The 25146-nt window shown below is 68.8% G+C and carries 25 protein-coding genes and 1 pseudogene; 21 read left to right on the top strand and 5 right to left on the bottom strand.

All coding sequences use genetic code 11. From position 1 onward, the window contains the following. Positions 1-121: 121 nt before the first annotated feature. The 7 genes from pgsA (at position 122) to M6444_RS20200 (ending at position 5757) form a co-directional block, all read left to right on the top strand. On the top strand, positions 122-733 hold the full coding sequence (gene pgsA / locus M6444_RS20230) for a phosphatidylinositol phosphate synthase (RefSeq protein ID WP_298331547.1): 612 nt from the start codon (positions 122-124) through the stop codon (positions 731-733). Beyond that, positions 730-1656, top strand: a complete 927-nt coding sequence (locus M6444_RS20225; protein ID WP_298331545.1) for a phosphatidylinositol mannoside acyltransferase — start codon at positions 730-732, stop codon at positions 1654-1656. The genes pgsA and M6444_RS20225 overlap by 4 nt, the downstream gene beginning before the upstream one ends. Then, a complete protein-coding gene (locus tag M6444_RS20220) occupies positions 1653-2789 on the top strand; it encodes a glycosyltransferase family 4 protein (RefSeq protein WP_298331543.1) in 1137 nt (378 codons plus the stop codon). The genes M6444_RS20225 and M6444_RS20220 overlap by 4 nt, the downstream gene beginning before the upstream one ends. Before the next feature lie 9 nt (positions 2790-2798). After that, positions 2799-3338 carry a hypothetical protein gene (locus M6444_RS20215; protein WP_298331541.1) on the top strand — a complete coding sequence of 180 codons (540 nt, stop codon included), beginning with the start codon at positions 2799-2801 and terminating at the stop codon, positions 3336-3338. Between the two features lie 141 nt (positions 3339-3479). Further along, entirely contained in the window at positions 3480-4406 is a 927-nt protein-coding gene (gene pdxS, locus M6444_RS20210; protein ID WP_298331539.1) for a pyridoxal 5'-phosphate synthase lyase subunit PdxS, read from the top strand. Next, a complete protein-coding gene (locus M6444_RS20205; protein WP_298331537.1) occupies positions 4403-5170 on the top strand; it encodes a hypothetical protein in 768 nt (255 codons plus the stop codon). The genes pdxS and M6444_RS20205 overlap by 4 nt, the downstream gene beginning before the upstream one ends. A 29-nt stretch (positions 5171-5199) precedes the next feature. Then, positions 5200-5757 carry an NUDIX domain-containing protein gene (locus M6444_RS20200; protein ID WP_298331535.1) on the top strand — a complete coding sequence of 186 codons (558 nt, stop codon included), beginning with the start codon at positions 5200-5202 and terminating at the stop codon, positions 5755-5757. A 33-nt stretch (positions 5758-5790) separates the two neighbouring features. On the opposite strand, the pseudogene M6444_RS23070 reads toward M6444_RS20200, so the two are convergent. Beyond that, a pseudogene (locus M6444_RS23070) lies at positions 5791-5910 on the bottom strand (zinc-binding dehydrogenase); the annotation flags it as partial. 386 nt (positions 5911-6296) lie between these two features. Beyond that, a complete protein-coding gene (locus M6444_RS20195) occupies positions 6297-6893 on the bottom strand; it encodes a TIGR00730 family Rossman fold protein (RefSeq protein ID WP_298331533.1) in 597 nt (198 codons plus the stop codon). Between the two features lie 114 nt (positions 6894-7007). Here M6444_RS20195 and pdxT point away from each other — a divergent pair, with 114 nt between their 5' ends. Next, entirely contained in the window at positions 7008-7646 is a 639-nt protein-coding gene (pdxT, locus tag M6444_RS20190; protein WP_298331531.1) for a pyridoxal 5'-phosphate synthase glutaminase subunit PdxT, read from the top strand. 4 nt (positions 7647-7650) lie between these two features. Then, positions 7651-8415 carry a YebC/PmpR family DNA-binding transcriptional regulator gene (locus M6444_RS20185; RefSeq protein WP_298331529.1) on the top strand — a complete coding sequence of 255 codons (765 nt, stop codon included), beginning with the start codon at positions 7651-7653 and terminating at the stop codon, positions 8413-8415. Between the two features lie 104 nt (positions 8416-8519). Here M6444_RS20185 and M6444_RS20180 read toward each other — a convergent pair whose 3' ends face one another. After that, positions 8520-8975, bottom strand: a complete 456-nt coding sequence (locus M6444_RS20180) for a hypothetical protein (RefSeq protein WP_298331527.1) — start codon at positions 8973-8975, stop codon at positions 8520-8522. Between the two features lie 101 nt (positions 8976-9076). Between M6444_RS20180 and ruvC the strand changes: the two genes are divergently transcribed. From ruvC to M6444_RS20150, 6 genes are all read left to right on the top strand, one after another. Beyond that, on the top strand, positions 9077-9604 hold the full coding sequence (gene ruvC / locus M6444_RS20175) for a crossover junction endodeoxyribonuclease RuvC (RefSeq protein WP_298331525.1): 528 nt from the start codon (positions 9077-9079) through the stop codon (positions 9602-9604). Next, on the top strand, positions 9601-10212 hold the full coding sequence (gene ruvA, locus M6444_RS20170) for a Holliday junction branch migration protein RuvA (protein ID WP_298331523.1): 612 nt from the start codon (positions 9601-9603) through the stop codon (positions 10210-10212). Before ruvC ends, ruvA begins: the two co-directional genes overlap by 4 nt. Then, positions 10212-11303, top strand: coding sequence for a Holliday junction branch migration DNA helicase RuvB (gene ruvB, locus M6444_RS20165; RefSeq protein WP_298331521.1), 1092 nt, complete (start codon positions 10212-10214; stop codon positions 11301-11303). Before ruvA ends, ruvB begins: the two co-directional genes overlap by 1 nt. A 110-nt stretch (positions 11304-11413) precedes the next feature. Further along, on the top strand, positions 11414-11761 hold the full coding sequence (gene yajC, locus M6444_RS20160; RefSeq protein WP_298331519.1) for a preprotein translocase subunit YajC: 348 nt from the start codon (positions 11414-11416) through the stop codon (positions 11759-11761). Between the two features lie 40 nt (positions 11762-11801). Beyond that, positions 11802-12383 (top strand): adenine phosphoribosyltransferase, encoded by a 582-nt coding sequence (locus M6444_RS20155; RefSeq protein ID WP_298331517.1) that lies wholly within the window; start codon positions 11802-11804, stop codon positions 12381-12383. A 109-nt stretch (positions 12384-12492) separates the two neighbouring features. After that, positions 12493-14796 carry a bifunctional (p)ppGpp synthetase/guanosine-3',5'-bis(diphosphate) 3'-pyrophosphohydrolase gene (locus tag M6444_RS20150; RefSeq protein ID WP_298331516.1) on the top strand — a complete coding sequence of 768 codons (2304 nt, stop codon included), beginning with the start codon at positions 12493-12495 and terminating at the stop codon, positions 14794-14796. Positions 14797-14801: 5 nt separating this feature from the next. Here the strand turns inward: M6444_RS20150 and M6444_RS20145 are convergent, their stop codons facing one another. Continuing rightward, complete coding sequence (locus M6444_RS20145; RefSeq protein ID WP_298331514.1) at positions 14802-16085, bottom strand: DUF349 domain-containing protein; 1284 nt, start codon at positions 16083-16085, stop codon at positions 14802-14804. Then, the gene (locus tag M6444_RS20140) at positions 16082-16900 is read right to left on the bottom strand and encodes a peptidylprolyl isomerase (RefSeq protein WP_298331512.1); all 819 of its coding nucleotides are present in this window, start codon (positions 16898-16900) and stop codon (positions 16082-16084) included. The genes M6444_RS20145 and M6444_RS20140 overlap by 4 nt, the downstream gene beginning before the upstream one ends. Before the next feature lie 146 nt (positions 16901-17046). Here M6444_RS20140 and M6444_RS20135 point away from each other — a divergent pair, with 146 nt between their 5' ends. From M6444_RS20135 to M6444_RS20110, 6 genes are all read left to right on the top strand, one after another. Continuing rightward, the gene (locus M6444_RS20135; protein ID WP_298331510.1) at positions 17047-17739 is read left to right on the top strand and encodes an MBL fold metallo-hydrolase; all 693 of its coding nucleotides are present in this window, start codon (positions 17047-17049) and stop codon (positions 17737-17739) included. 25 nt (positions 17740-17764) lie between these two features. Continuing rightward, positions 17765-19036, top strand: a complete 1272-nt coding sequence (gene hisS, locus M6444_RS20130) for a histidine--tRNA ligase (RefSeq protein WP_298331509.1) — start codon at positions 17765-17767, stop codon at positions 19034-19036. A 74-nt stretch (positions 19037-19110) separates the two neighbouring features. Next, positions 19111-20697: an Rv2578c family radical SAM protein gene (locus M6444_RS20125; RefSeq protein ID WP_298331506.1), complete on the top strand. Its 1587-nt coding sequence runs from the start codon at positions 19111-19113 to the stop codon at positions 20695-20697. An 86-nt stretch (positions 20698-20783) separates the two neighbouring features. Continuing rightward, the gene (locus M6444_RS20120; protein WP_298331504.1) at positions 20784-22187 is read left to right on the top strand and encodes a sodium:alanine symporter family protein; all 1404 of its coding nucleotides are present in this window, start codon (positions 20784-20786) and stop codon (positions 22185-22187) included. A gap of 127 nt (positions 22188-22314) precedes the next feature. After that, on the top strand, positions 22315-24075 hold the full coding sequence (gene aspS / locus M6444_RS20115) for an aspartate--tRNA ligase (RefSeq protein ID WP_298331502.1): 1761 nt from the start codon (positions 22315-22317) through the stop codon (positions 24073-24075). Positions 24076-24219: 144 nt separating this feature from the next. Then, on the top strand, positions 24220-25146 hold a 927-nt coding region (locus M6444_RS20110; protein ID WP_298331500.1), incomplete at its 3' end, for an ATP-binding cassette domain-containing protein.

Raw genomic sequence — 25146 nt, 5'->3', positions numbered from 1 at the left:
TGCTGCCCGAACCATAGGATGCGCAAGGCCTCGCGGCCGGACATCAGTAGCATGGCGGCGCTGGAAGGCTGACCCGTCGGTTCGGGCGGGGGACAATATCCATGACATCGAACGGACGGCGATGCTCGACAAGTACACCCGCGTGTATTGGACACGTTTCCTGACGCCCACGGCGCGCGGCCTGTTACGCCTGGGCGTCGGTCCCGACGCGGTCACCGTCGTCGGCACCCTGGGGGTGGTCGGCGGAGCTGTGGGGTTCTACCCCCGGGGTGAGTTCCTGTGGGGCACGTTGGTGATCACGGCGTTCGTCTTCGCCGACAACGTCGATGGCATCATGGCGCGCTTGTCGGGACGGCAGAGCAACTGGGGCGCCTTCCTCGACTCCGTCCTCGACCGCGTCGCCGACGCCGCCATCTTCGGTGCGCTGGCGATGTGGTTCGCCGGGCCGGGTGACAACCTGCGCCTGACAGCGGTCCTCATGGTCTGCCTGGCTCTGGGCGCGGTGGTGTCGTATGCCCGGGCGCGCGCGGAGGGTCTGGGCTACACCGCGAGCGGTGGCATCGCCGAGCGTGCTGACCGGCTGCTGGCGATCCTGGTCGTCACCGGGCTGGTCGGGCTGTTCGGCCTGCCCGTGGTCGTGCTGGAGGTCGTAGCCTGGGTACTCGCGGTCGCCAGCGCGTGGACCGTCTACCAGCGGGTGCGCGAGGTGCGTCGGCAGGTGACCCAGGAGTGAGCGCGTTCAGCGAGCAACGCCAGCTCTGGCTGTACAGCTCCGGCTGGTCCGCCGTCCAGAACATGCCCGAACGCGCAGCTTATGCCACATTCCGGCAGATAGCCGACCTGTCCTGGCTGCGGCGCAGCCCCTCGGTTCGCCGCCTGGAGATGAACTTGGCGCGGGTCCGTGACTGGGAGCCCGGGGAGTTGCGCGAGATCACCCGCGAAGGTGCGCGCTCGTACATGCGGTACTGGTGTGACGCTTTCCGGATGTCGGAATGGAGCCACGAGCGCATCCTCGGTGGCGTGCGCACGGTCAACGAGGAGCGGCTGCGTGAGCCGCTGGCCGAGGGCCGCGGGGTGGTCGTGCCGCTGCCACACATGGGCAATTGGGACTGGGCCGGAGCCTGGGCGTGCCTGACCGGCGCTCCGTTGGCGACAGTGGCCGAGCGGCTGCGTCCAGAGCGGCTGTTCGAGCGGTTCGTCAGCTACCGCGAGGCCCTCGGCATGACCGTGCTGCCTTTCGGCAGCGCCGATGTCATGCCGCGGCTGACCGAGCATCTGCAGCGTGGTGGCCTGGTCTGTCTGCCGGCCGAACGTGACCTGTCGCGCCGCGGGGTGCCGGTGACGCTGTTCGGCGAGGCGACGCGGATGCCCGCGGGTAGCGCCATGCTGGCGCTGCGCACCGGAGCTCCGCTGGTCCCGGTGACGCTGTCGTACGAGGGGCGCGAGCCCGACCACGGCTTGGTCGTGACGTTCCACGAGCCGGTCGAGGTGCCGCCCGACCGCGGCAACCGCGTGGCGATCATGACCCAGCGGATCGCCGACGCCTTCGAAGTCGGTATTCGCGCCCATCCCGCTGATTGGCACATGACTCAGCGGCTGTTCCTGGCCGATCTGGAGCCCGACGATCCGCGCCGGGCCGAGCCGGTGTCGTCGTGAAGATCGGGATCGCGTGTCCCTACGCGTGGGACATTCCAGGTGGCGTACAGATCCACATCCGGGACTTCGCCGAAGAACTCCTGCGCCGCGGCTACTCGGTATCGGTGATCGCCCCCGGCGATGACGACGACGACCTGCCGCCGTACGTCACCACGGTGGGCCGGCCGGTCGCGATTCCGTACAACGGCTCCGTGGCCCGGGTCAGCTTCGGCCCGCGGGTGGCGGCGCGGGTCCGGCGCTGGCTCGTCGACGGCGACTTCGACGTCGTCCACGTGCACGAGCCGGCGTCGATGAGTCTCGGCATGCTGGCCACCTGGTGGGCCGACGTGCCGGTGGTGGCCACGTCGCACTCCGCGCAGCGGCGGTCCCGGGCGATGAGCGCCGCACAGGGCATCCTGCAATCGGCGTTCGAGAAGCTCACCGCGCACATCGCGGTGTCCGAGGAGGCTCGCCGGACGCTGGTGCACCACATCGGCGGTGACGCGGTCTTGATCCCCAACGGCCTGTACGTCGACCGCTTCGCCGTACCGCCGCGCCCGCAGTGGCGCTCAGCGGATGGCACCTTGTCGTTTCTCGGCCGCCTGGACGAGCAGCGCAAAGGTTTGCAGGTGCTGCTCGAAGCGTGGCCGACGATTCATGACGCCTTCCCGCAGGCGCGGCTGCTGGTCGCCGGACGTGGTGACATCGAGCAGATCCAGCAGGGCATCGCTCCGGAGCACCGTGACACCGTGGAGTTCCTGGGCGGGGTCAGCGACGAGGACAAGGCGGCCATGCTCGCCAGCAGCGACATCTACGTCGCGCCGCACATCGGCGGTGAATCCTTCGGCATCGTCCTGGCCGAGGCCATGGCCGCCGGCGCTCCGGTCCTCGCCAGCGACCTCGAGGCGTTCCGGGCGGTGCTCGACGACGGCCGGCTCGGCGCGCTGGTTCCCGTCGGCGACGCCGACGCACTGGCGAGGCGGGCGATCGAGATGCTGGGCGATCCGGAGCTGCGCGAGCGGTATCGCCAAGCCGCCTCGGTGGGGGTGCGGCGCTACGACTGGTCGAACGTGACCGACGAAGTGCTCGCTGTCTACGAGATGGCCATCGCGGTCGGTGCCGGCGGTCGCACGTTCCGACTTCCCAGGCGGTGAGGGCTGGTCATGGAGTGGTTGTTCATCGTCATCGCCGTCCTGGTGGCCCTGGGTGTGTATCTGTCCTGGACGGCCGGCCGGCTGGACCGGCGCCATGCGCGTATCGACAAGTCCCGAGCGGTACTGGAGGCGGAGTTCCTGCGCCGTTCCGGCTGTGTGCTGGACGTGGCGTCGTCGGGCCTGCTCGATCCCGCGACCTCGGTCATCCTGGCCGATGCCGCCTCGCGGGCCCGCACCGCCTCCGGAAGCGAGCGCGACCAGGCCGAAAGCGACCTCACGGCGGTGCTGACGGCGGTTTTCGACGACCCGGACGACGTGGCGGAACTACGCTCGGACCCGTCGGCCGCCGCCGCCCTGGACGAGCTGGCCATGGCGTGCCGGCGGGCCGCGCACGCGCGGCGCTTCCACAACGAGCTCGTGCTGGGCGCTGTGCGGCTGCGGCGGAAGGTGCTGGTCAGATGGCTTCGACTGGCCGGCTACGCACCGATGCCCGAAACCGTCGAGCTAGACGACCGCGTGCCCCACGGCCTCGACGCCGCCCGCAACTGACCTTGAATGATCATGTTCACTTGGCGAATCCCTGCTGCACCACCCGTACACGCCTCGTGATGCGACACAAGTCCTCGTGATGCGCCGACGTATCATGGAGGAGCCGACCCACTCCACCGACTCGCGAGGTTTTGATCAGCCGTGTCCGAACAGCCGCAGACGCCCCAGGCCGATTCCGCCGTCACCACGGCCACAGGTACGCCCAGGGTCAAACAGGGCATGGCCGAGATGCTCAAGGGCGGCGTCATCATGGACGTGGTCACGCCGGAGCAGGCGCGTATCGCCGAGGACGCCGGCGCGGTCGCGGTCATGGCTCTGGAGCGGGTCCCGGCTGACATCCGCGCGCAGGGCGGCGTAGCCCGGATGAGCGATCCCGACCTCATCGACGGCATCATCGACGCGGTGTCCATCCCGGTCATGGCCAAGGCCCGCATCGGCCACTTCGTCGAGGCCCAGGTCCTGCAGAGCCTCGGAGTCGACTACATCGACGAGTCCGAGGTGCTCACCCCGGCCGACTACACCCACCACATCGACAAGTGGCAGTTCACCGTGCCCTTCGTGTGCGGCGCGACCAACCTCGGCGAAGCGCTGCGGCGTATCACCGAGGGCGCGGCGATGATCCGCTCCAAGGGCGAGGCCGGCACCGGCGACGTGTCGAACGCCACCACCCACATGCGGCAGTTGCGCGACGAGATCACCCGGCTGAGCTCGCTGCCGAAGGACGAGCTGTATGTCGCGGCCAAGGAGCTCCAGGCGCCGTACGACTTGGTGCGGCAGGTTGCCGAGGACGGCAGACTGCCGGTCGTGCTGTTCACCGCCGGCGGCATTGCGACCCCGGCCGACGCCGCCATGATGATGCAGCTCGGCGCCGAAGGCGTGTTCGTCGGGTCCGGTATCTTCAAGTCCGGCGACCCGGCGCGCCGGGCCGAGGCCATCGTCAAGGCGACCACGTTCTACAACGATCCCGACACCTTGGCGAAGGTGTCGCGCGGTCTGGGTGAGGCCATGGTCGGTCTCAACGTCGAGGACGTCCCCGAGCCGCACCGTCTGGCTGAGCGCGGCTGGTGACGTCGCCGGACGACTCGTCCGGACCCTCCGGGCCGAACACGCGCCCGTTGCTCGGTGTGGTGCTGTGGTCACTGGTCGTCATCGGCATTCTGGTGACCGTGGTGTTCGTGCCGATCTGGAAGCCCGAGGCCGGTGGGGAGCAGGAAGCAGGCGAGTTGATCGACCTCGTCGATCAAGACCGGGCTGCGGTCCTCGACACAGCAGCGCTGGTCAGCGAGAACCTCGCGCCGCTGGGCCCGCCGGTTCGCGCCTGGTCTGAGGTGAGGTGCCATCTGACGCCTCGCATCAGCGACGGGGACGGTGAGTCAGGCGTCGTCTCGTACTATCAGGATTGCTTGCCGGCGGCTTACGAGATCTATTCGCTGCCGCCGCAGCACGCCACGGTGGAGCAGGCCGCGACGCTGTTGCGCGGTGAACTCCTCGAACCGACCGACAGTTGCGACGAACTGATCCTCGGCGTCGGCGAGATCGGCTTCGATCCGCAGCGGTCGGACCAGACCATCTTCGTGTCCTGGAAGCAGCCCCCCACGAGTGCGGCGGCCGACGGGCAGGAGGCGTGCGAGCTCCCGGTGCCCGGCGACGGCGACGCGACCCGGGTGCAGCTGACGGTCGACGAGTCCCTGACGGCCGGCAGCTACGTCGTCCTCGAGGTCTACGGCATGTACGAACGGATCGACGTGGGCTGTCAGCGGAGCATCGGCTTGTTCGGAGAATGCACGCCACCCGAGGGCGCTCCTTACTTGCCCGAGTCGCCCGCGAACTAGCGACTACGCGCGCGGTTACGCTGGTGGCCGTGAACGAACCGGCCCCATCGGGCGTGGACGCCGTCGACCTGGACGAGGTCTTCGCCGAGTGGCACCTGGCGGACGACGGCGTCTGGGAACGCGACGCCGCCCGCGTGATCGCCGTGGACGCCGCTCGCCGAGTGTTGCTGGTGGGCGCAGGAACCGACGATCCCGAGCGAGCTCGCTGGTTCACACCGGGCGGCGGGCTCGAACCGGGGGAGTCCGAACGTGCGGCCGCGGCACGCGAGCTGTTCGAGGAGAGCGGGCTCGTCGTGCCGGCCGACGAACTCGTCGGCCCGGTCGCCGTCCGCGACGCGGAGTTCACGTACTTCGGGCGCCCGTGCCGGCAGCACGAGGCGCTGTTCTACGCCCGCGTGGACGGTGCGACGCCAGTTCGCACCGACGGTTGGACGGCCGTCGAGCGGGCGGCCGTGGCTGACATCGCCTGGTGGGATCTGGGCGAGCTGGCCACCACCACGACGACGATCTACCCGCCCCTCCTGGTCTCGCTCGCGACGGAGTTGATCGAGCACGGTTGGGACGGCGTGACCCGCACGATCGATTGAATCTCCGCACGGCTCGACGGTGACCACGACCTTGCCCTGTGGGTGTCCGTGCTGCACGTGTCGCACCGCGTCGGCGGTGTTGTCCAGCGGGAAGGTACGGTGGACGACCGGGCGCACGGCGCCGGCCTCGATGTGCCGGTTGAGCGTCTCCACGTCCCGTCGGTCCAGGCCACCGAACCACCGCCCACCGCTTTCGCCGCCGACGATCACCAACGTCCCACGCTCGCGCAGCGCACGTCGCAGTAGTGGCAGCGGTCGACGCCAGGTCCCACGGACTCGACCCGGCCAGCCACGTCCCGGTCGGCCGAGCCGTACGCGTCCTGGATCACAGCCTTCACGATGGTGCCCCCTTCGACGCGCCGGGGCGAGACCGCCAGGGGTGCGTCGTTGTGTCCCGCCGATCGCGGTCTGATCGCGGATGATCGCTCGCCCAGCCTCGTCGACGCAGGTGATCCCCGCGGCGCGCAGTGAGCCGATCAGGGTGCGACTTGCCCGAGCCGGGACCGCCGGTGATCACGGCACGGCGGCTGGAGGCGGCGTCACGCTCGTGCCCGGGTCCGGTTGCCGGAGTCGTCGTCCCACCGGGTGCCGGTGGGCGGACGCCAGTCCCGGATCGCGGTCAGCACCTGTTCTGGCTCGTCGACCAGGCGCAGCGAGTCCCGCTGGCCGCGGTGGAGGAATCCGGCGTCGACCATCTGATCGAGAGCGCGCACCAACGGCGTCCAGTAACCCGCGGTGTTCACCATCACGATCGGCTTGCGGTGCAGTCCGAGGTGCTGCCAGGTCCACACCTCGAACACCTCTTCGAGCGTGCCCGCGCCTCCGGGCAGCGCGACGAAGGCGTCGGCACGTTCGGCCATCAGCGCCTTGCGCTCGTGCATCGTCGTCACGACGTGCAGTTCGCTCAGGCCTCGATGCGCGATCTCCGCGTCGACCAGGGTGCCGGGGATGACGCCGACGACCTCGCCGCCGGCCTCCAGCGCCGTGTCCGCCACGATGCCCATCAAGCCGACGTGGGCGCCGCCGTAGACGATGCCGACGGCGTTGGCGACCAAGTGCCGAGCGAGGCCTGCTGCTGCCTGGGCGTACTTGTCGGACTCGCCGAAGGACGAGCCGGTGAAGACGGCGACACGCACCGAGTGGCTCCTGTTCGTGTGGGGCGGTGATCGGTACGCATTCTTTCGCACGGTTACGAGGCCATAGAATGGGCAGTCCCATCCCGTATCCCCTCATGAGAGGCTTGGCGACCTGTGCCCCGACCCACCGTGGGAGTGCTCGCCCTGCAGGGCGATGTCCGCGAACACCGGCGCATGCTCGGCGATCTGGGTGCGTACACCGCTGCCGTGCGTACCCCGGACGACCTGGGGCGCGTCGACGCGCTGGTCGTGCCCGGCGGAGAATCCACCACGATGTGGCGCCTCGCGCGGTCCTTCGGCCTGCTCGACCCGTTACGCCAGCGCATCGCGGCGGGCATGCCGGCCTTCGGCTCCTGTGCCGGCATGATCATGCTCGCTGATCACCTCGAAGGCGGCGTGGCCGGGCAAGAGACGGTCGGCGGTATGGACATCGTGGTGCGGCGCAACGCCTTCGGCCGTCAGGTCGACTCGTTCGAAGCCGACCTCGACTTTCCCGCACTCGGTTCGCCTGCCGAACCATTTCACGCCGTGTTCATCCGTGCGCCGTGGGTGGAAAAGGTCGGTACGGACGTGGAGGTGCTCGCTCGGGTTCCCGCGGGGGACACCGGCTCGTCGTCGAGGGGTGATGCTGCCGACGCCGGTAGGATCGTCGCGGTCCGCCACGGATCGTTGCTGGCGACGTCGTTTCATCCGGAGTTGACCGCCGACACGCGCGTGCATGCACTCTTCCTCGACATCGTGAAGGAGGTCTAGCCCCATGGCCGGGCATTCCAAGTGGGCGACCACGAAACACAAGAAGGCTCTGGTGGACGCCAAGCGGGGCAAGCTCTTCGCGAAGCTCATCAAGAACGTCGAGGTGGCCGCCCGTACCGGCGGCGGCGACCCGGCCGGTAACCCGACCTTGTACGACGCCATCCAGAAGGCGAAGAAGGCGTCGGTCCCCAACGACAACATCGAGCGAGCGGTCAAGCGTGGCTCCGGCGCCGAAGGCGGCGCCTCTGAGTACCAGACCATCATGTACGAGGGCTACGGCCCGAACGGCGTGGCGGTGCTCATCGAATGCTTGACCGACAACCGCAACCGCGCCGCGTCGGAGGTCCGCACCGCCATGACCCGTAACGGCGGGTCGATGGCCGATCCTGGGTCGGTGTCGTACCTGTTCGACCGCAAGGGCGTGGTCGTGGTGCCGCGTGAGCAGGACGGACGTGACCCGCTCACCGAGGACGAACTTCTCGAGGCCGTGCTCGACGCCGGCGCGGACGAGGTGGAGGACGTCGGTGAGGCGTTCGAGGTACGCGCCGAAGCGGCCGACTTGGTGGCCGTTCGCCAGGCCGTGCAGGCCGCCGGCCTCGACTACGAGTCTGCCGAGACGTCGTTCATCCCGTCGGTGACCGTGCCGCTGGACGAGGACGGCGCGCGCAAGGTGTTCCGTCTCATCGAGGCCCTCGAGGACAGCGACGACGTGCAGAACGTGTTTGCGAACTTCGACGTGTCCGACGATGTCATGGAGGCAGTCGGCTGAGCTGCAGCTGGAGGTACGCCGAGCGGGCGAGGTGTGCCGGAAGCGGAGGCGAGGTCGAGGCCGACCAGACTGGCATGGAGGCAGTCGGCTGAGCTGCCGGCGCGTCAGCGGCCCGGGATCCAGAGCTTGGACGTCTGAGACTGTCCCGACGTGGCAGCCGGGCCCGACGACGCTGCCGGGCCTGACGACGCTGCCGGGCCTGCTGGTGCCGCCGGCTTGTGCGGAAGGTCGTTCTCCTCGGTTCGTCCGCTGGTGGCGGCGGCCTGTTCGGCTTGTACCTGGGCCATCCGCACTTGGTTGAGTGCTTGTTCGATCTGGTTGGCCGCGGCGTCGCTCAGGTACTGCCGGACGTGGGCGAAGGCTTGCCCGGCGGTGTCGATCAGCAGCCGGGCGTCGTTACGGCCGAGCTTGGCCTGCGCTGCCATCAGAAGGCTGGAGAACGTCTCGGTCAGCACGTGCTCGGCCGGCATCGGTCGCAGTTGTTCGAAGTAGGCGCGTAGGTCTTCGGCACTGGGCTGCCGGGCTTCGTGCGGCTGCCCGCCGGCAGGTGTTTCGCTCACAGGGGCACTTTAGCGCCGGACCGGCGCGTCGGTGGACGGGCAACTCGTCGCCGGCCGGTAGGCTCAGGCCCGAACTGGTGTTCGCTCACGAAGGGTCGTACATGCGGGTACTGGGGGTGGACCCGGGGCTCACCCGGTGTGGCCTCGGCGTGGTCGATGGTGCTCCCGGGCGCCCGTTGAACCTGGTCGCCGTCGAGGTGATCCGCACGTCGTCCGAGGCCGAACTGGGGGAGCGGCTGCTGAGCATCGAGTCGGCGGTGGACTCCTGGATCCAGGAGTACCGGCCCGACACCGTGGCCGTCGAGCGCGTGTTCAGCCAGCACAATGTCCGCACGGTCATGGGCACGGCGCAGGCCAGCGGCGTCGCGGCACTCGTGGCGGCTCGGTGGCGCACGCCTGTGGTGACGCACACCCCCAGCGAGGTCAAGGCAGCGGTGAGCGGTCATGGCTCAGCTGACAAGGCGCAGGTGGCGGCCATGGTGATGCGGCTGCTGCGGTTGAATGCGCGCCCGCGCCCGGCCGATGCGAGCGACGCGTTGGCGCTGGCCATCTGCCAGGTGTGGCGTGGCGCTGCCGAGCAGCGGCTTCGGACTGCGGCTGCGGCGGCGGGCACGGGGAGGTTTCGATGATCACGTTCGTGCGTGGCCAGGTCGCCGCGCTGCGTCCCACCGAGGCCGTGCTCGACGTGGGCGGCATCGGGTTGGCGTTGCACTGCACGCCCGCGACGACGTCGGCGCTGCACCTCGGCGAATCCGTGCAGCTCGCGGCGAGCCTCGTCGTGCGTGAGGATTCGCTGACGTTGTACGGCTTCGCTGACGACGACGAGCGGACGGTCTTCGAGCTGCTGCAGACCGCCAGCGGCGTCGGGCCGCGGCTGGCGCAGGCGATGCTGTCGGTACATCCGCCGGACGAGCTACGTCGCGCGGTGGCGACCGAGGATCTCGCGGCGCTGACGAAGGTGCCGGGTATCGGCAAAAAGGGCGCACAACGCATCGTCATCGAGCTGAAGGACAAGCTCGGCGCGGTGTCCGGCACCTCGGCCGCTGTGGCGTTGCCGGGTGGCGCGACGGCGCCTGCTGCCGGCTGGCAGGCGCAGGTCCACGAGGCGCTGCTCGGACTGGGGTGGCCGGCCCGCGACGCTGATCGGGCGATCGAGAGCGTGGCGGCCGACGTCAATGGAACCGACCCGGATGTCGCGGCCATGTTGAAAGCCGCGCTACGTACCCTGGCGAAGTGATGAGCGAGCCGGAGCCCTGGGCCGGGGACGAACCCGTCAGCCGCCTGGTCGGCGGCGAAGCGCAAGCCGATGAGTACACCGTCGAGGCGGCGTTGCGACCGAAGACGCTGGCCGAGTTCGTCGGTCAGGAACGGTTGCGGGAGCAGCTGTCTCTGGTGCTCGACGCGGCCAAGGCACGCGGGCGGAGCGCCGACCACATCCTGCTGTCCGGCCCGCCCGGACTCGGCAAGACGACCCTGGCGATGATCGTGGCGGCCGAGATGGGCGTGGCCTTGCGCATCACCAGCGGGCCGGCCATTCAGCACGCCGGCGACCTCGCCGCCATCCTGTCGTCGGTCTCCGAGGGCGACGTGCTGTTCTTCGACGAGATCCATCGGATGGCCCGCCCGGCTGAAGAGATGCTCTACACGGCGATGGAGGACTTCCGTGTCGACGTGGTGGTGGGTAAAGGGCCCGGCGCCACCGCCATCCCGCTGTCCCTGCCGCCGTTCACCCTGGTCGGGGCCACGACCAGGACCGGGCTGCTGCCTGGCCCGTTGCGTGACCGATTCGGGTTCACCGGTCACCTCGAGTTGTACGATCCGGCTGAGCTCGAGCAGGTCCTCACGCGTTCGGCCGGGCTGCTTTCGGTCGATCTGCGTGCCGACGGCTCGCGTGAGATCGCTGGGCGCTCGCGGGGCACCCCGCGGATCGCCAACCGGCTGCTCCGGCGGGTGCGCGACTTCGCCGAGGTGCGCGCCGACGGGGTGGTCACCGGTGCCATCGCCCGGTCCGCGCTCGAGGTGTTCGCGGTGGACGAGTTGGGCCTCGACCGTCTCGACCGAGCGGTGTTGACGGCGTTGTGCCGCAACTTCGGCGGCGGGCCGGTGGGCCTGGGCACCCTGGCCGTGGCTGTCGGCGAAGAACGCGAGACCGTCGAGGAGGTCGCCGAGCCGTTTCTCGTGCGCGCCGGGCTGCTCGCCCGTACCCCGCGTGGCCGGGTGTCCACCCCGGCCGCATGGGAGCACCTGGGTCTGACGGCGCCGTCGGCACCGGCCTTCGGTCGAGGACGGGCCGAACCCGACCTGTTCAGCGCGGCCGAGGGCTCGTAGGCTGAGCTTCACCGGCGGGTACACTCGGCACACGGTGTCCGGTGCTGGTCACCGCCCCCAACTCGTGGTGCGCTCACCTCCGGGCGCGTGGGAAGGAATCTTCTGTCCTCATGGATGCTGCATCGTTGCTGCTCCCGATCCTGTTGATCGCTGTTTTCTATTTTCTGCTCATTCGGCCGCAGCAGAAGCAGCGCCGGGCCATGGCCGAGCTCCAACGCACGGTGAGCCCGGGTGCCCGAGTCATGACCAGCGCGGGTTTGTTGGCCACGGTGGTGGCTGTCGAGGACGACGAGGTCGTGCTCGAGGTAGCCCCGGGGGTCCACAACCGTTACGTCCGGCGTGCGATCGTCAACGTCTTGTCGCCAGGGGCCCAGTCCTCGGACGAATCGTCCGGCGACACCGGCACGCCTGAGCCGTCGGCCAGCGAAGACCGGACCAACGGAGACGACGCCCGCTGATCCAGCCTGCCGAACGGCGCGGGGCGATATCCTGCGCTACGTGACTGACCCCGCATTCACCACGAGGGCCGAACCGATCAACGACGCCGAACGCGAGTTGTTGCTGTCCCACGTTCGCGACGTCCCGGATTGGCCCGAGCCCGGGGTGATGTTCAAGGACATCACCCCTCTGTTGCGTGACCCGCAGGCGTTCCAGATGGTCACCGACCTGCTCGCGCGGTGCGGCCGCAGCGACAGCGACGAGTCGGTCTCAGCCGACCTCGTGATCGGGATCGAGGCGCGCGGGTTCATCATAGGCGCGCCGGTTGCCCATGCACTGAGTACCGGTTTCGTGCCGGTCCGGAAAGAGGGCAAGCTCCCCGCGGCGACGTCGTCGATGAGCTATGAGCTCGAGTACGGCCGTGCGACGGTCGAGGTGCACCGCGACGCCTTCGCCGGCGGCGAGCGGGTTCTGATCGTCGACGACGTGTTGGCCACCGGAGGCACGGTGCGGGCGACGGTCGATCTCGTGCGGGCATCCGGTGCCGACGTGCTGGGCGTCGCCGTTCTGATGGAGCTGGGCTTCCTGAACGGGCGGGAACGGCTACGGGACGTGCCGGTGACGTCGTTGTTGTCGGTGTAGCGCCCCAGTCGCGGCCGGCTCGCCCAGCGTGTCGGCCGGTATGGCTTACCGCCGGAAACATACGAGGCTTAGACTGTGTTGTCTCCTTCGTAGAGACGAAAGGGGCTGAGTGGCCGAGCAGAACGTTTCGAGCGGCGCGCTGGCACCGGTTCGGGTGCGAGCGCGATTGGCGCGGCTGACCTCGCAACGTCAGCAGACTGATCCCGCGCTCGAGCCGCTGTTCCGCGTCATCAAGGCCAACCACCCGAAAGCCGATCTCGAGGTCATCGAGAAGGCTTACCGCGTGGCCGCGCGTGCGCACAGCGGCCAGAAGCGCAAGAGCGGTGACCCCTACATCACCCATCCGCTCGCGGTCACCACGATTCTGGCCGAGTTGGGTATGACCCCGCCCACGCTGGCCGCCGCTCTGCTGCACGACACGGTGGAGGACACCGACTACAGCCTGTCCCAGCTGCGGGCAGAGTTCGGCGACGAGATCGCGATGCTCGTCGACGGCGTCACCAAGCTGGACAAGGTCAAGTACGGCCAGGCGGCGCAGGCCGAGACCGTGCGCAAGATGGTCATCGCCATGGCCAAGGACATCCGGGTCCTGGTCATCAAGTTGGCCGACCGGTTGCACAACGCGCGCACGTGGCGCTACGTGCCCAAGGAGTCCGCACGCCGTAAGGCGCACGAGACGCTCGAGATCTACGCGCCCCTGGCGCACCGGCTGGGCATGAACACCATCAAGTGGGAGCTCGAGGATCTCTCGTTCGCCACGTTGCACCCGAAGGTGTACGACGAGATCGTCCGGCTCGTCGCCGAACGCGCGCCGTCGCGTGACGACTATCTGGCCTCGGTGATCGAGCACGTCCAGGCCGACCTGCGGGCAGCGAAGCTGAAGGCGAACGTCTACGGCCGGCCCAAGCACTACTACTCGATCTACCAGAAGATGATCGTGCGCGGTCGCGACTTCGCCGACATCTACGACCTCGTCGGTATCCGGGTCCTGGTCGAGACCGTCCGCGACTGCTATGCCGTGCTGGGCATCGTCCATGCTCGCTGGAATCCGGTTCCGGGGCGGTTCAAGGACTTCATCGCGATGCCGAAGTTCAACATGTACCAGTCGTTGCACACGACGGTCATCGGGCCCGGTGGCAAACCTGTCGAACTGCAGATCCGTACCCATGCGATGCACCGTCGCGCCGAGTACGGTATCGCCGCGCACTGGAAGTACAAGGAATCCTCCAACGGCGCCGCCAAGTCCTCGGGCACGGGGGAGTCCGCCGGGGCCAACGACATGGCCTGGCTGCGGCAGCTGCTCGACTGGCAGAAGGAGACCGAGGACCCCGGCGAGTTCCTCGAGTCGCTGCGCTTCGAGATGGAGTCGAACGAGGTCTTCGTGTTCACGCCGAAGGGCGACGTCGTCGCCTTGCCCGCCTCGGCGACTCCGGTCGACTTCGCCTACGCCGTGCACACCGACGTCGGGCACCGCACCATCGGTGCGCGTGTCAATGGGCGGCTGGTGCCGCTGGAGTCCAACCTCGACAACGGCGACGTGGTCGAGGTGTTCACGTCGAAGGCCGCCGGCGCCGGTCCCAGTCGCGACTGGCTGACCTTCGTCACCAGTGCCCGAGCTCGAAACAAGATCAAGCAGTGGTTCTCCAAGGAGCGTCGCGAGGAGGCCATCGAGCACGGTAAGGACTCCATCGCGCGCGCGATGCGCAAGCAGGACCTGCCGCTGCAGCGGATGATGAGCCAGGAGTCGCTGAAGGCGGTCGCCGACGATCTGCGCTACCCCGACATCGCCGGGCTGTACGCTGCCGTCGGCGAGGGGCACGTCTCGGCGCAGAGCATCGTGCAGAAACTCGTGCACATCCTGGGCGGCGAGGAAGGCACCACCGAGGACGTCGCCGAGGCCGCCACCCCCGATCGCCCGCGGCGCAGCGCCGGTACCGACCCGGGCGTGGTGGTCAAGGGTGTCTCGGACGTGTGGGTCAAGCTCGCCCGATGCTGCACCCCGGTACCCGGTGACGAGATCATCGGGTTCGTCACCCGTGGCTCCGGCGTGTCGGTCCACCGGATGGACTGCATCAACGTCGACTCGTTGCGCCAACAGCACGGCCGTATCGTCGAGGTCGAGTGGGCGCCCACCGCCAACAGCATGTTCCTGGTGGCCATCCAGGTCGAGGCGCTCGACCGCGCGCGGCTGCTCTCCGACGTCACGCGAGTCCTGTCCGACCAGCACGTCAACATCCTGTCGGCCACGGTGACGACCAGCACCGAACGCATCGCCACCAGCCGGTTCACCTTCGAGATGGCCGATCCCAAGCACCTCGGGCACGTGCTCAAGGCAGTGCGTGGGGTCGAGGGCGTGTTCGACGCCTACCGGCTCACCAGCGGCATTCCCGCGGCGACGCCGTCGTCGTCGTGATCGACTTATCCGGTGAACTCGTCCAGCGCCCGCTGGGCCTGCTCGAGCCAGGACCGGCGCGCGGCCAAGGCTTCTTCAGCCTCGCGTAGCGCCTTGTCGTTGCCCTGCTCGCGCGCCTTGTCGGCCTTGGTCTCCAGATCGGCGATGGATGCTTCGAGCTGACGCACCGTGGCTTCGGCTCGAGCACGAGCCTCGGGGTTGGAACGTTGCCATTCGCCCTGTTCGGCGTCGCGGATGGCGTCCTCGACCCGGCGCATCCGGTTCTCGATCGAACGCATGGAGTCCCGCGGGACGTAGCCGACTTCCTCCCACCGATCCTGCAGAGCCCGCATGGCCCGGCGGGCGGCCTTCCAGTCGGTGATGGGCAGCAGCGCTTCGGCCTCGGCGAGAATGGCCTCCTTGATCGCCAGGTTGGCCTGCTGCTCGTCGTCACGCTCGGCCTGCGCAGCGTTGCGCGCGCCGAAGAACGTGTCCTGTGCGGCGCGGAACCGCTTCCACAGGCTGTCCTCGACTCCGCGCGGCGCCGGGCCGGCGGCCTTCCACTGATTCATCAGCTCGCGGTAGCGCCGCGACGTCGGGCCCCAATCGGTCGACGTGCTGAGCTGTTCGGCCTCCTTGAGGATGCGCTCCTTGATGGTCCGGGCTTCCTCGCGGCGTTCGGCGAGCTCGGCGAAGTGGGCCTTGCGCCGCCGGGTGTAATGCGTGCGGGCGGAGGAGAAGCGGCGCCAGAGCTCGTCGTCGGTGGGCCGGTCCAGGCGCGGCAGTGACTTCCACTCTTCGAGCAGCGCGCGAAGCGTGTCAGCGCCCTGCTTCCAGTCGTTGCTCTCGGCGATGGACTCGGCCCGGCCGGCGATCTCGGCCTTGCGGGCTTTGGCTTCCTCCTGGGCTCGTGCCCGGGCTGCCTTGCGCTCGGCGCGGCGCTGCTCGATGCGCTCGTCGAGGGTGTCGAGGCGAGCGGCCAACGAGTCGAGATCGCCGATGGCGTGCGCGTCGGCCAGGGCGGAGCGCAGCTTGGCGACGCCGGCCGCGGTGTCGTCAGGTGCGGCGGCACCGGATTCCAGGCGCTTCTCCAGCAGGTCGACCTGGACCACGAGGTCGTCGAACTTGCGCGCGAAGAAGGCCAAGGCTTCCTCGGGCCGGCCGACCTGCCACGAGCCGATGTTGCGTTCGCCGGTGGCGGTGCGGACGAAGACTTCACCGGTCTCGTCGACGCGCCCCCACTCGTTGGAGGCGACCGTGGCGGTGTTCTCCGGGTCCGGGCTGCTGGGGCTGGTGGGGTTGTGTGTCACTGTGCGTCCTCATCCGGGTTCGCAGCGGTGGTGGTGACGTCATCGAGGGTGACCGGTTCGGCGGGTGCGCCGTCGCTCTCTCCATTGTCCGTCCCAGCCTCGGCGATGGTGGTGAGTACGTCGAGACCGTCGGTGATGTGACCGAAGACGGTGTAGTCCGGCGGCAGGTCGGAGTCGTCATAGACCAGGAAGAACTGGCTGCCGTTGGTGTCGGGGCCGGAGTTCGCCATGGCCACGGTGCCGGCGGTGTAGGTGGCGCCGTCGGTGTTCTCGTTGTCGAACTCGTATCCCGGGCCACCGGAGCCGCTGCCCGTCGGATCGCCGCACTGCAGCACCTTGAGCGTGTCGGACGTGGTGAGCCGGTGGCAGGTGGTCGCGTCGAAGTAGTCGGCGGCGGCGAGATGGGCAAACGAGTGCACCGTGCACGGCGCGGCCGCGGGCTCGAGCTGGATCGTCACCGGCGAGCCGTTCAGCGTCACCGTCGCGGTGGACGCCTGCGCTTGGTCACCGGTGAACTCGGCCGGCAGCCCGACGTCGGGAACCGCCGGCGAACCGGACTCGCGGTACTCGCAACCCTCGGTGGAACTCGCCGGCGTGGTGTCGGAGCTGGAATCCGGGGCGGCGACGACGTCGTCACCACCACCGATGACGCCGGACGCCACGAGGCTGATCACCGTGATCACGGCAACCGCGGCAACCGCACTGACGACGATCGTGACGCGACGACGGCGCGCAGCCCGGCCGGCTCGCCGCTCCTGCTGCCGCTGTGCCCGCTGCCGGGCCAGCTCACGCCGCCGTTTGGCGCTCTTGGCCACCAGGTCCTCCCAATCCGCCGAGGTGCGGGCGAGGGAACCCGAACGCCCCCGCCGCATGTGCTACGGGTGCACAGTCTAGGCAGTACAGGCCAGGAGTGAAGATAACGAGTTCGCGGCGATGATGTACCGCCGGTACCCTTCACCGAGTGCTGTTGCTCAGCTTCACCGGTCCGATCCTGGGAACCAACTGTTACATCGTAGCCACCGACGACGGGCGCGAGTGCGTCGTCGTCGACCCCGGAATCGGGCTGGACGAACGGGTCGACGAGGTCCTGGCCGAGTACGATCTCGATCCGGTGGCCGCACTGGTCACGCACGGCCACATCGATCACACCTTCGCGCTCGCGCAGCTGTGCCAGCGTCGTGACCTGCCGGTGTATGTGCACGAAGCCGACCTCTACCGGTTCGACGACCCGATCCGCACGCTCGGCCCCGACCTCGCCCCGATGCTGGCCGGCCTCGCTGACGACTGGACGCGGCCACCGGACATCCGGACCTTCGCCGACAGCACGCCGCTGCACCTGGCCGGCATCGAGCTGCATGCGCTGTTCGCGCCCGGGCACACCGAGGGATCCACCCTGTACTTCGTCCCGCGCCAGGACGAGACCACCGCGAACCTGTGCTTCACCGGTGACGTCCTGTTCGCCGGGACCATCGGGCGAACGGATCTGCCCGGGGGTGACGACGCCTTGATGCGACATACGCTCGGCGAGCTCGCCCGGCCGGAATCGGCGGGGGGCTTGCCCGACGCCACCACCGTTCTGCCTGGCCACGGCGAACCGTCGACGTTCGGCCAGGAGCGTGCCACCAACCCGTATCTTCGAGATCTCAGGCCGTGACACCGTCGGGCCTGGGGAGGACCACGTGAGTCAACCCACCTTCCGTGCCCCGAAGGGCACGTTCGACCTCGTCCCGCCGCGCGGAGACGCGATCCTGGCCGTCCGGGACGCCATGGCGGCCCCGCTGCGTGCGGCCGGGTACGGCTACATCGAGACACCCAGCTTCGAGCAGACGGCGCTGTTCGCCCGCGGCGTGGGGGAGTCGACCGACATCGTCACCAAGGAGATGTACTCCTTCACCACCCGGGGCGGCGACGACGTCACGCTGCGGCCTGAGGGCACCGCGCCGGTGCTGCGCGCGGTGCTGGAGAACGGCCTGCACCGCGGCGCCTTGCCGGTCAAGCTCTGGTACAGCGGGTCCTACTACCGCTACGAACGGCCGCAGAAGGGGAGGTATCGCCACTTCTCCCAGGTGGGCGCCGAGGTGCTGGGCTCCGACGACGCCGCCGTGGACGCCGAGCTCATCGTGTTGGCCGTCGACGCGTACAAGGCGCTGGGACTCAACGACGTGCGAGTCCTGATCAACTCCCTGGGCTCGCACGAATCACGCCCGGCCTATCGGGACGCACTGCAGCGGTTCCTGCGCGGCCTGGATCTCGACGACGAGACGGCCAAACGGGTCGAGATCAACCCACTGCGGGTGCTCGACGACAAGCGCCCAGAGATTCAGAAGGCGCTCGAGGACGCCCCGGTGGTGGTCGACTTCCTGTCCGAGGCCGACCGTGCCCACCACGACAAGGTGCGGGCTCTGTTGACCGACGCGGGGATCGAGTACGAGGACGATCCGCGATTGGTGCGTGGACTGGACTACTACACCCGGACGCTGTTCGAATTCGTCCACGACGGGCTCGGCTCGCAGTCGGCCGTGGGCGGCGGCGGACGTTATGACGGCCTGTCCGAACTGCTCGGCGGGCCGCGCCTGCCCGGCGTCGGGTGGGCGCTCGGGGCGGACCGGACGCTGCTGGCCATGGAGGCCGAAGGGCTCGCGTTGCCGGAACCGCCGGGGGTGACGGTCTATGTGGTTCCGTTGGGGGAGGCCGCCGAACGTCGTGCGTTCGGGCTGGTCACTCAGTTGCGTCGGACCGGTGTGGCCACCGACGTGGCGCTCGGGGGCCGCGGTCTGAAGGGCGCGATGAAGGCCGCGGACCGCAGCGGTGCACGGTATGCGCTCATCCTCGGCGAGCGCGACCTGGCCGGGGGTGTCGCCCAGATCAAGGAGCTGGCCACCGGCGAGCAGAGCGCAGTGAATCTGGACGAGGTCGTCGCGCAGCTGGCCGGGCGCACCGGCGCCGGCTGAGGGAGCCGCGGCCGCCGGGAGTACCTGACCGGTGCTGGATTGCGATCAGAGCGAACGTGTGTTCGAATAGGGGCATGCGTTGGGACGTTCAGCAGCTCACGGCGGCCGACGGCCAGGCGCTGCCCGGGCTGCAGCGCATGGCTGGACTGGTGCGCAGCGTGCGGACGCCGGAGTTCGACGGCATCACCTTTCACGAAGTCATGTGCAAGTCCGCGCTGAACCGGGTACCGGCGGCATCCCACGTCCCGTTCCGCCGGACCGTCAACCCGTATCGCGGCTGCAGCCATGCCTGTACGTACTGCCTGTCCGGCGACACAGACGTCCTCATGAGCGACGGCCGGGTGCGCCCGTTGGCCAAGATCCGGGTCGGCGATCGCGTCGTCGGCACCCGGGCGGTGGGAACGCGGCGCCGGTACGTGCAGACGGTGGTCCTCGACCATTGGGAGACCCGCAAGCCGGCATTCCGCGTCGACCTCGCCGACGGCACCTCCCTCGTCGCCAGCGCCGACCACCGATTCCTCACCACGCACGGCTGGAAACAGGTCGCCGGAGCGGCGCGCGGCATCCGCCGAGCGCATCTGACCACGGCGGACCAACTGACCGGCTTCGGCGCCACCGGGCCGGTACCCACCGTCCCCGGCGACGGCGCGCGCTCCGGGCAGCCGTCGGACTCCGCGGTCGACACCGGGGCCGGACTCCGCGTGGCCGCGGTGCATGACCTCGGTGTCGAGATGGCGATGTTCGACATCTCCACCGGCACGGGCGACTTCATCGCCAACGGTGTCGTCAGCCACAACTGCTTCGCCCGGGGTACGCACACCTATCTCGATCTCGATGCCGGCGACGACTTCGACCGCGAAGTGATCGTGAAGGTCAACGTCGCCGACGTGCTGAGGCGCGAAGTGGCCAAGGCGTCGTGGACTCGCGAACACGTGGCCATGGGCACCAACACCGATCCGTATCAGCGCGCTGAAGGCCGTTACCAGCTGATGCCCGGCATCATCGACGCACTCGCCGGCTCCGGTACACCGTTCAGCATCCTCACCAAGGGAACGCTCCTGCAGCGCGATCTGCCGCTGTTGGCACAGGCATCGGAGTCGGTGTCCGTCGGGGTGGGTGTGTCGCTGGCGATGCTGGACGAAGATCTGCATCGTTCCGTGGAACCAGGGACGCCGACCCCACGCGCGCGGCTCGAGTTGATCCGGGCGATCCGCGCGGCCGGGTTGCCGTGCAACGTGCTGGTCGCGCCGGTACTGCCCGGCCTGACCGACTCCGTCGAGCATCTGGACGCCTTGATCGGCGCAGTGGCCGAAGCTGGCGCCACCGGAGTGAGCATCATCCCGCTTCATCTGCGGCCCGGTGCGCGCGAGTGGTATCTACGCTGGCTGCGCGCCGACAAGCCGGAACTCCTCGACCGATATCAGCGCCTCTACAGCGCAGGCTCGTACGCGCACCAGCGGTACCGCACCTGGGTGACCGAGCGTACTGCGCCGTTGCTGCGGCGGCACGGCCTCGATCGCCCGGCATTCGACGCTGCCGGCGACGACGGCCCGCGGCGGCGCTGGTCGGCGACAACCACCAGCATCAACTCAGCGAAGCGCGGGGCCGCCGTCAGTGCTCAGCAGGGCACGCTGTTCGACCCGTCGGCGACAGCGACGTAACGGTCTCATGACACACCGTGGGGGGTCTGGTCATTTGGCGTGAATCGCGCCACCATGTCCGCCAGTCATCCTCGAAGGAGTCATGCATGGACCGCCTCAACGATGTCTTGGCCGACATCTCTTCAGTGGTGTGGGGACCGTGGTTGCTGATCCCGCTGCTGCTCGGGACCGGTGTCTTCCTGACGATCCGGCTCACCGGTCTACAGTTCCGCGCGTTCGGACGCGCCTTCAGGCTGGCGTTCCTGACGCGTAAGGATCCAGGAGCCACCGGCGACATCACGCACTACCAAGCTTTGGCGACCGCGCTGGCGGCCACCGTCGGTGTCGGCAACATCGCCGGTGTCGCCACTGCCATCGGCCTCGGGGGACCGGGTGCCTTGTTCTGGATGTGGGTCACCGGTCTGGTCGGGATGGCGACGAAGTACACCGAGGCATTCCTGGGAGTACGCTTCCGCCACACCGACGCCGCGGGCGAGCAGAGCGGCGGACCGATGTACTACCTGTCCAGGGGCATCAAGGCTCCGCTCGGCCCGATCCTCGGTGTCTTGTTCGCCGTGTTCGCGGTGATCGCCAGCTTCGGCATCGGCAACATGACCCAGTCGAATACCGTGGCCGCGCAAGCGGATGAACAGTGGGGCATCTCCACTGTCGTGACGGGCATCATCCTGACTGTCGCTGCCGCAGCGGTGGTCCTCGGCGGAATCCAGAGCATCGCCCGGGTGGCTTCGGCGTTCGTCCCGATCATGATCGTCGTGTACATCGCTGCCGGTACGTGGGTGTTGCTCGCGAACGTCAGCGAGTTGCCCGCGGCGCTCCAGCTGATCGTGTCCGATGCATTCACCGGCACCTCCGCTGTCGGTGGCTTCGTCGGTGCGGGCTTCTTGATGGCGCTGCGCTATGGCGTGGCTCGCGGCATCTTCTCCAACGAGTCCGGCCTCGGTACCGGGGGCATCGCTGCGGCCGCGGCCAAGACGACCCACCCGGTGCGCCAAGCGCTGGTGTCGATGACTCAGACGTTCATCGACACGCTGGTGGTCGTGTCTTTCACCGGCCTGGTCATCGTGACGACCGGCATGTGGGACAGCGGCGAGGAAGGCTCGCTGATGACGTCGTCGGCGTTCGAGGTAGGTCTTCCCGGCGACTGGGGCGGGCACGTCGTCGCACTCAGCGTCATGTTCTTCGCCTTCTCCACGCTGCTGGGATGGTCGTATTACGGCGAGCGCAACGTCGAGCGGCTCGTCGGGCGACGTGGCGTCACGCCGTATCGGGTCCTCTTCGTCATCATGATCTTCGTCGGCGCCGTCACCGAGCTGACGACGATCTGGACCTTCGCCGACATCATGAACGGGCTCATGGCGCTGCCCAACCTGATCGGCCTGATCATCCTGTCCGGGCTGGTGGCGCGCGAGACGCGCGAGTACCTCAACAGCCCCGAAGGCATGCTGTTGAAGCCGAGGTCCGGGCGTCGGGGGACGGCTGGCCAGCAGTAGCCACGTCGGGCGTCGATTCCGAGGCGATATCGCGTCGCTGTCCGGCGCGCTGCTTACGTAGGATCTGTAGGCGGCGCGCCGGACCGTGCGCGCTGGTCGACCGAACGAACCGAGAGGACTCGAGCCCGTGCTTCGCACCCACGAGGCCGGCGCGCTGCGCGCCGGTCACGCCGGCCAGACCGTCACCCTCACCGGCTGGGTGGCCCGCCGTCGCGATCATGGGGGAGTGGCGTTCCTCGACCTGCGGGACGCCTCGGGCGTCGCTCAGGTGGTCGTGCGCGACGAGTCGGTGGCCCACGACCTGCGCAACGAATACTGCATTCGGGTCACCGGTGTGGTGCAGCAGCGCCCCGCCGGCAACGAGAACCCGGCGCTGCCGACCGGCGACATCGAGGTGATCGCCGAATCCGTCGAGGTGTTCAGCGAGGCCGAGGCGTTGCCGTTCCAGATCGACGACCACGTCGATGTCGGCGAGGAGGTCCGGCTCAAGCATCGATACCTCGACCTGCGCCGTTCGGGTCCGGCTGCTGCGCTGCGACTGCGCAGTGAGGTCAACCGGGTCGCACGGGACGTGCTGCACGGCGAAGGCTTCGTCGAGGTCGAGACGCCGACCATGACCCGCTCGACGCCGGAGGGCGCACGCGACTTCGTGATTCCGGCGCGGCTTCGACCGGGCTCGTGGTACGCGCTGCCGCAGTCTCCGCAGCTGTTCAAGCAGTTGCTCATGGTCGGCGGGCTGGAGCGGTACTTCCAGATCGCACGGTGCTATCGCGACGAAGACTTCCGCGCTGACCGGCAACCGGAGTTCACCCAGCTCGACATCGAGATGAGCTTCGTCGAGCAGGACGACGTGATCGCCCTGAGCGAGCGCATCATCGCGGCGGTGTGGCGCTTGATCGGCCACGAGCTCACGACCCCGGTGGCCCGTATGACCTACCACGACGCGATGAACCGCTTCGGCACCGACAAGCCCGACCTGCGGTTCGGTCAAGAGATCACCGACGTCACCACCCACTTCGCCGACACCAGCTTCCGGGTCTTCCAGGCCGCCTACGTCGGCGCGGTGGTCCATCCCGGGGGCGCGGCGCAGTCGCGCAAGGAACTCGACGCCTGGCAGGACTGGGCGAAGGCTCGCGGTGCGAAAGGCCTGGCCTACGTTCTGGTCGGACCTGACGGACAACTGTCCGGTCCGGTGGCCAAGAACCTGTCCGAGCAAGAGACGGCAGGCCTGGCGAAACTGGTGGGCGCCGAGCCGGGCGACGCGATCTACTTCGCCGCCGGAGCCCGCCGGGCCTCACAGCAGCTGCTGGGCGCCGCCCGCCTCGAGATCGGCCGGCGCGCAGGGCTGATCGACGAGTCCGCGTGGTCGTTCGTGTGGGTGGTCGATGCGCCCCTGTTCGAACCCGTCGCCGAGACCGACGACGTCGCGGTGGGCACAGGCGCCTGGACCGCAGTCCACCACGCCTTCACCGCGCCCAAGCCGGAGTGGCTCGACTCCTTCGACTCCGACCCCGCCAACGCGCTCGCCTACGCCTACGACCTGGTCTGCAACGGCAACGAGATCGGCGGTGGGTCGATCCGTATTCATCGCCGCGACGTGCAACAGCGCGTGTTCGACGTGATGGGGCTCAGCGCGGACGAGGCGCAGGAGAAGTTCGGGTTCCTCCTCGACGCCTTCAAGTACGGCGCACCGCCGCACGGCGGCATCGCCTTCGGGTGGGATCGAGTCGTGGCGCTGCTCGCCGGCACCGAGTCGATCCGCGAAGTGATCGCCTTCCCCAAGACCGGTGGTGGCTACGACCCGCTGACCGGTGCACCGGCGCCGATCACCGCACAACAGCGCAAGGAAGCCGGCATCGACGCGGTTCCGGACCCGAAAGCGCAGTAGCGCGCACGTCGAGCCTGAGCCCTACGGGTCGGTGCCGGAGTGGCTGATACGATCTGCGCATCATGTTCAGCTGACACGTGCATCGGGCCCGCGTTCGAGGTCGTCGACCCCGCGGGCCGCCCGGCGACCCGATGAGGTCCGTGCGTGTCTCAGCTTTCCGTGCGTTCGCTTGCCAAGGCCTATGCCGGCCGCGTTGTTCTCAACGGCGTCGACCTTGATGTCGGTGCGGGGGAGCGCCTCGGGCTGGTGGGTGAGAACGGCGTCGGCAAATCCACCCTGCTGCGGCTGATCGCCGGTGTCGAAGAACCCGACGCCGGTTCGGTCCACCGACAGGGCAGCTTGGGCTACCTCGGCCAGGAACCCGACCTGCCCGCAGGGGGCACCATTGCCGAAGCCACCGACGCGGCGCTGGCTGAGTTCCGGACGCTCGAGATGCGGATGCGCGCGACCGAAGCACGCCTGGCTGATGGTGATCAATCCGTCCTGGACGACTACGGCGATGCGCTGGCCGAGTACGACCGCCGCGACGGCTGGACGGCGGATGCCCGGGCGGCCCGCGCCATCGCCGGGCTCGGCTTGGCGCACCTGCCCGCCACCCGGCCAGTGGACTCGCTGTCCGGTGGCCAGCGTGCCCGGCTCGCCCTGGCGCTCGCCTTGCTTCGGGCATCGGACGTTCTCCTGCTCGACGAGCCCACCGATCACCTGGATGACGACGCGGTCAACTTCCTGGAAGGGTCGCTGCGTGAGTATCGCGGCGTCGTGCTCACCGCCTCGCACGACCGTGCGTTCCTGGATGCTGTGAGCACCTCGATCCTCGACCTCGACCCGGCGCTGACGGTGAATCCCGACGGTACACCCGTCATCGGCCCGGCCCGATACACCGGCGCTTACACCGAGTACCTGGTCGGCAAGGCCGCGGCGCGCCTGCGCTGGGAGCAGGCACATGACCGGTGGAATGCCGATGTCGACGCCGCCCGAGCCGCTCTCCGGCAGGATACCCGACGCGTCGGACACGCCAACCGGCGTCGCCGCGACAACGACAAGTTCCAAGTGCACTTCTTCGGCCAGAAG

This window comes from Haloactinopolyspora sp., assembly GCF_027324685.1.
GTDB lineage: Bacteria > Actinomycetota > Actinomycetes > Jiangellales > Jiangellaceae > Haloactinopolyspora.
This window is presented reverse-complemented; position numbering and strand designations above follow the sequence as displayed.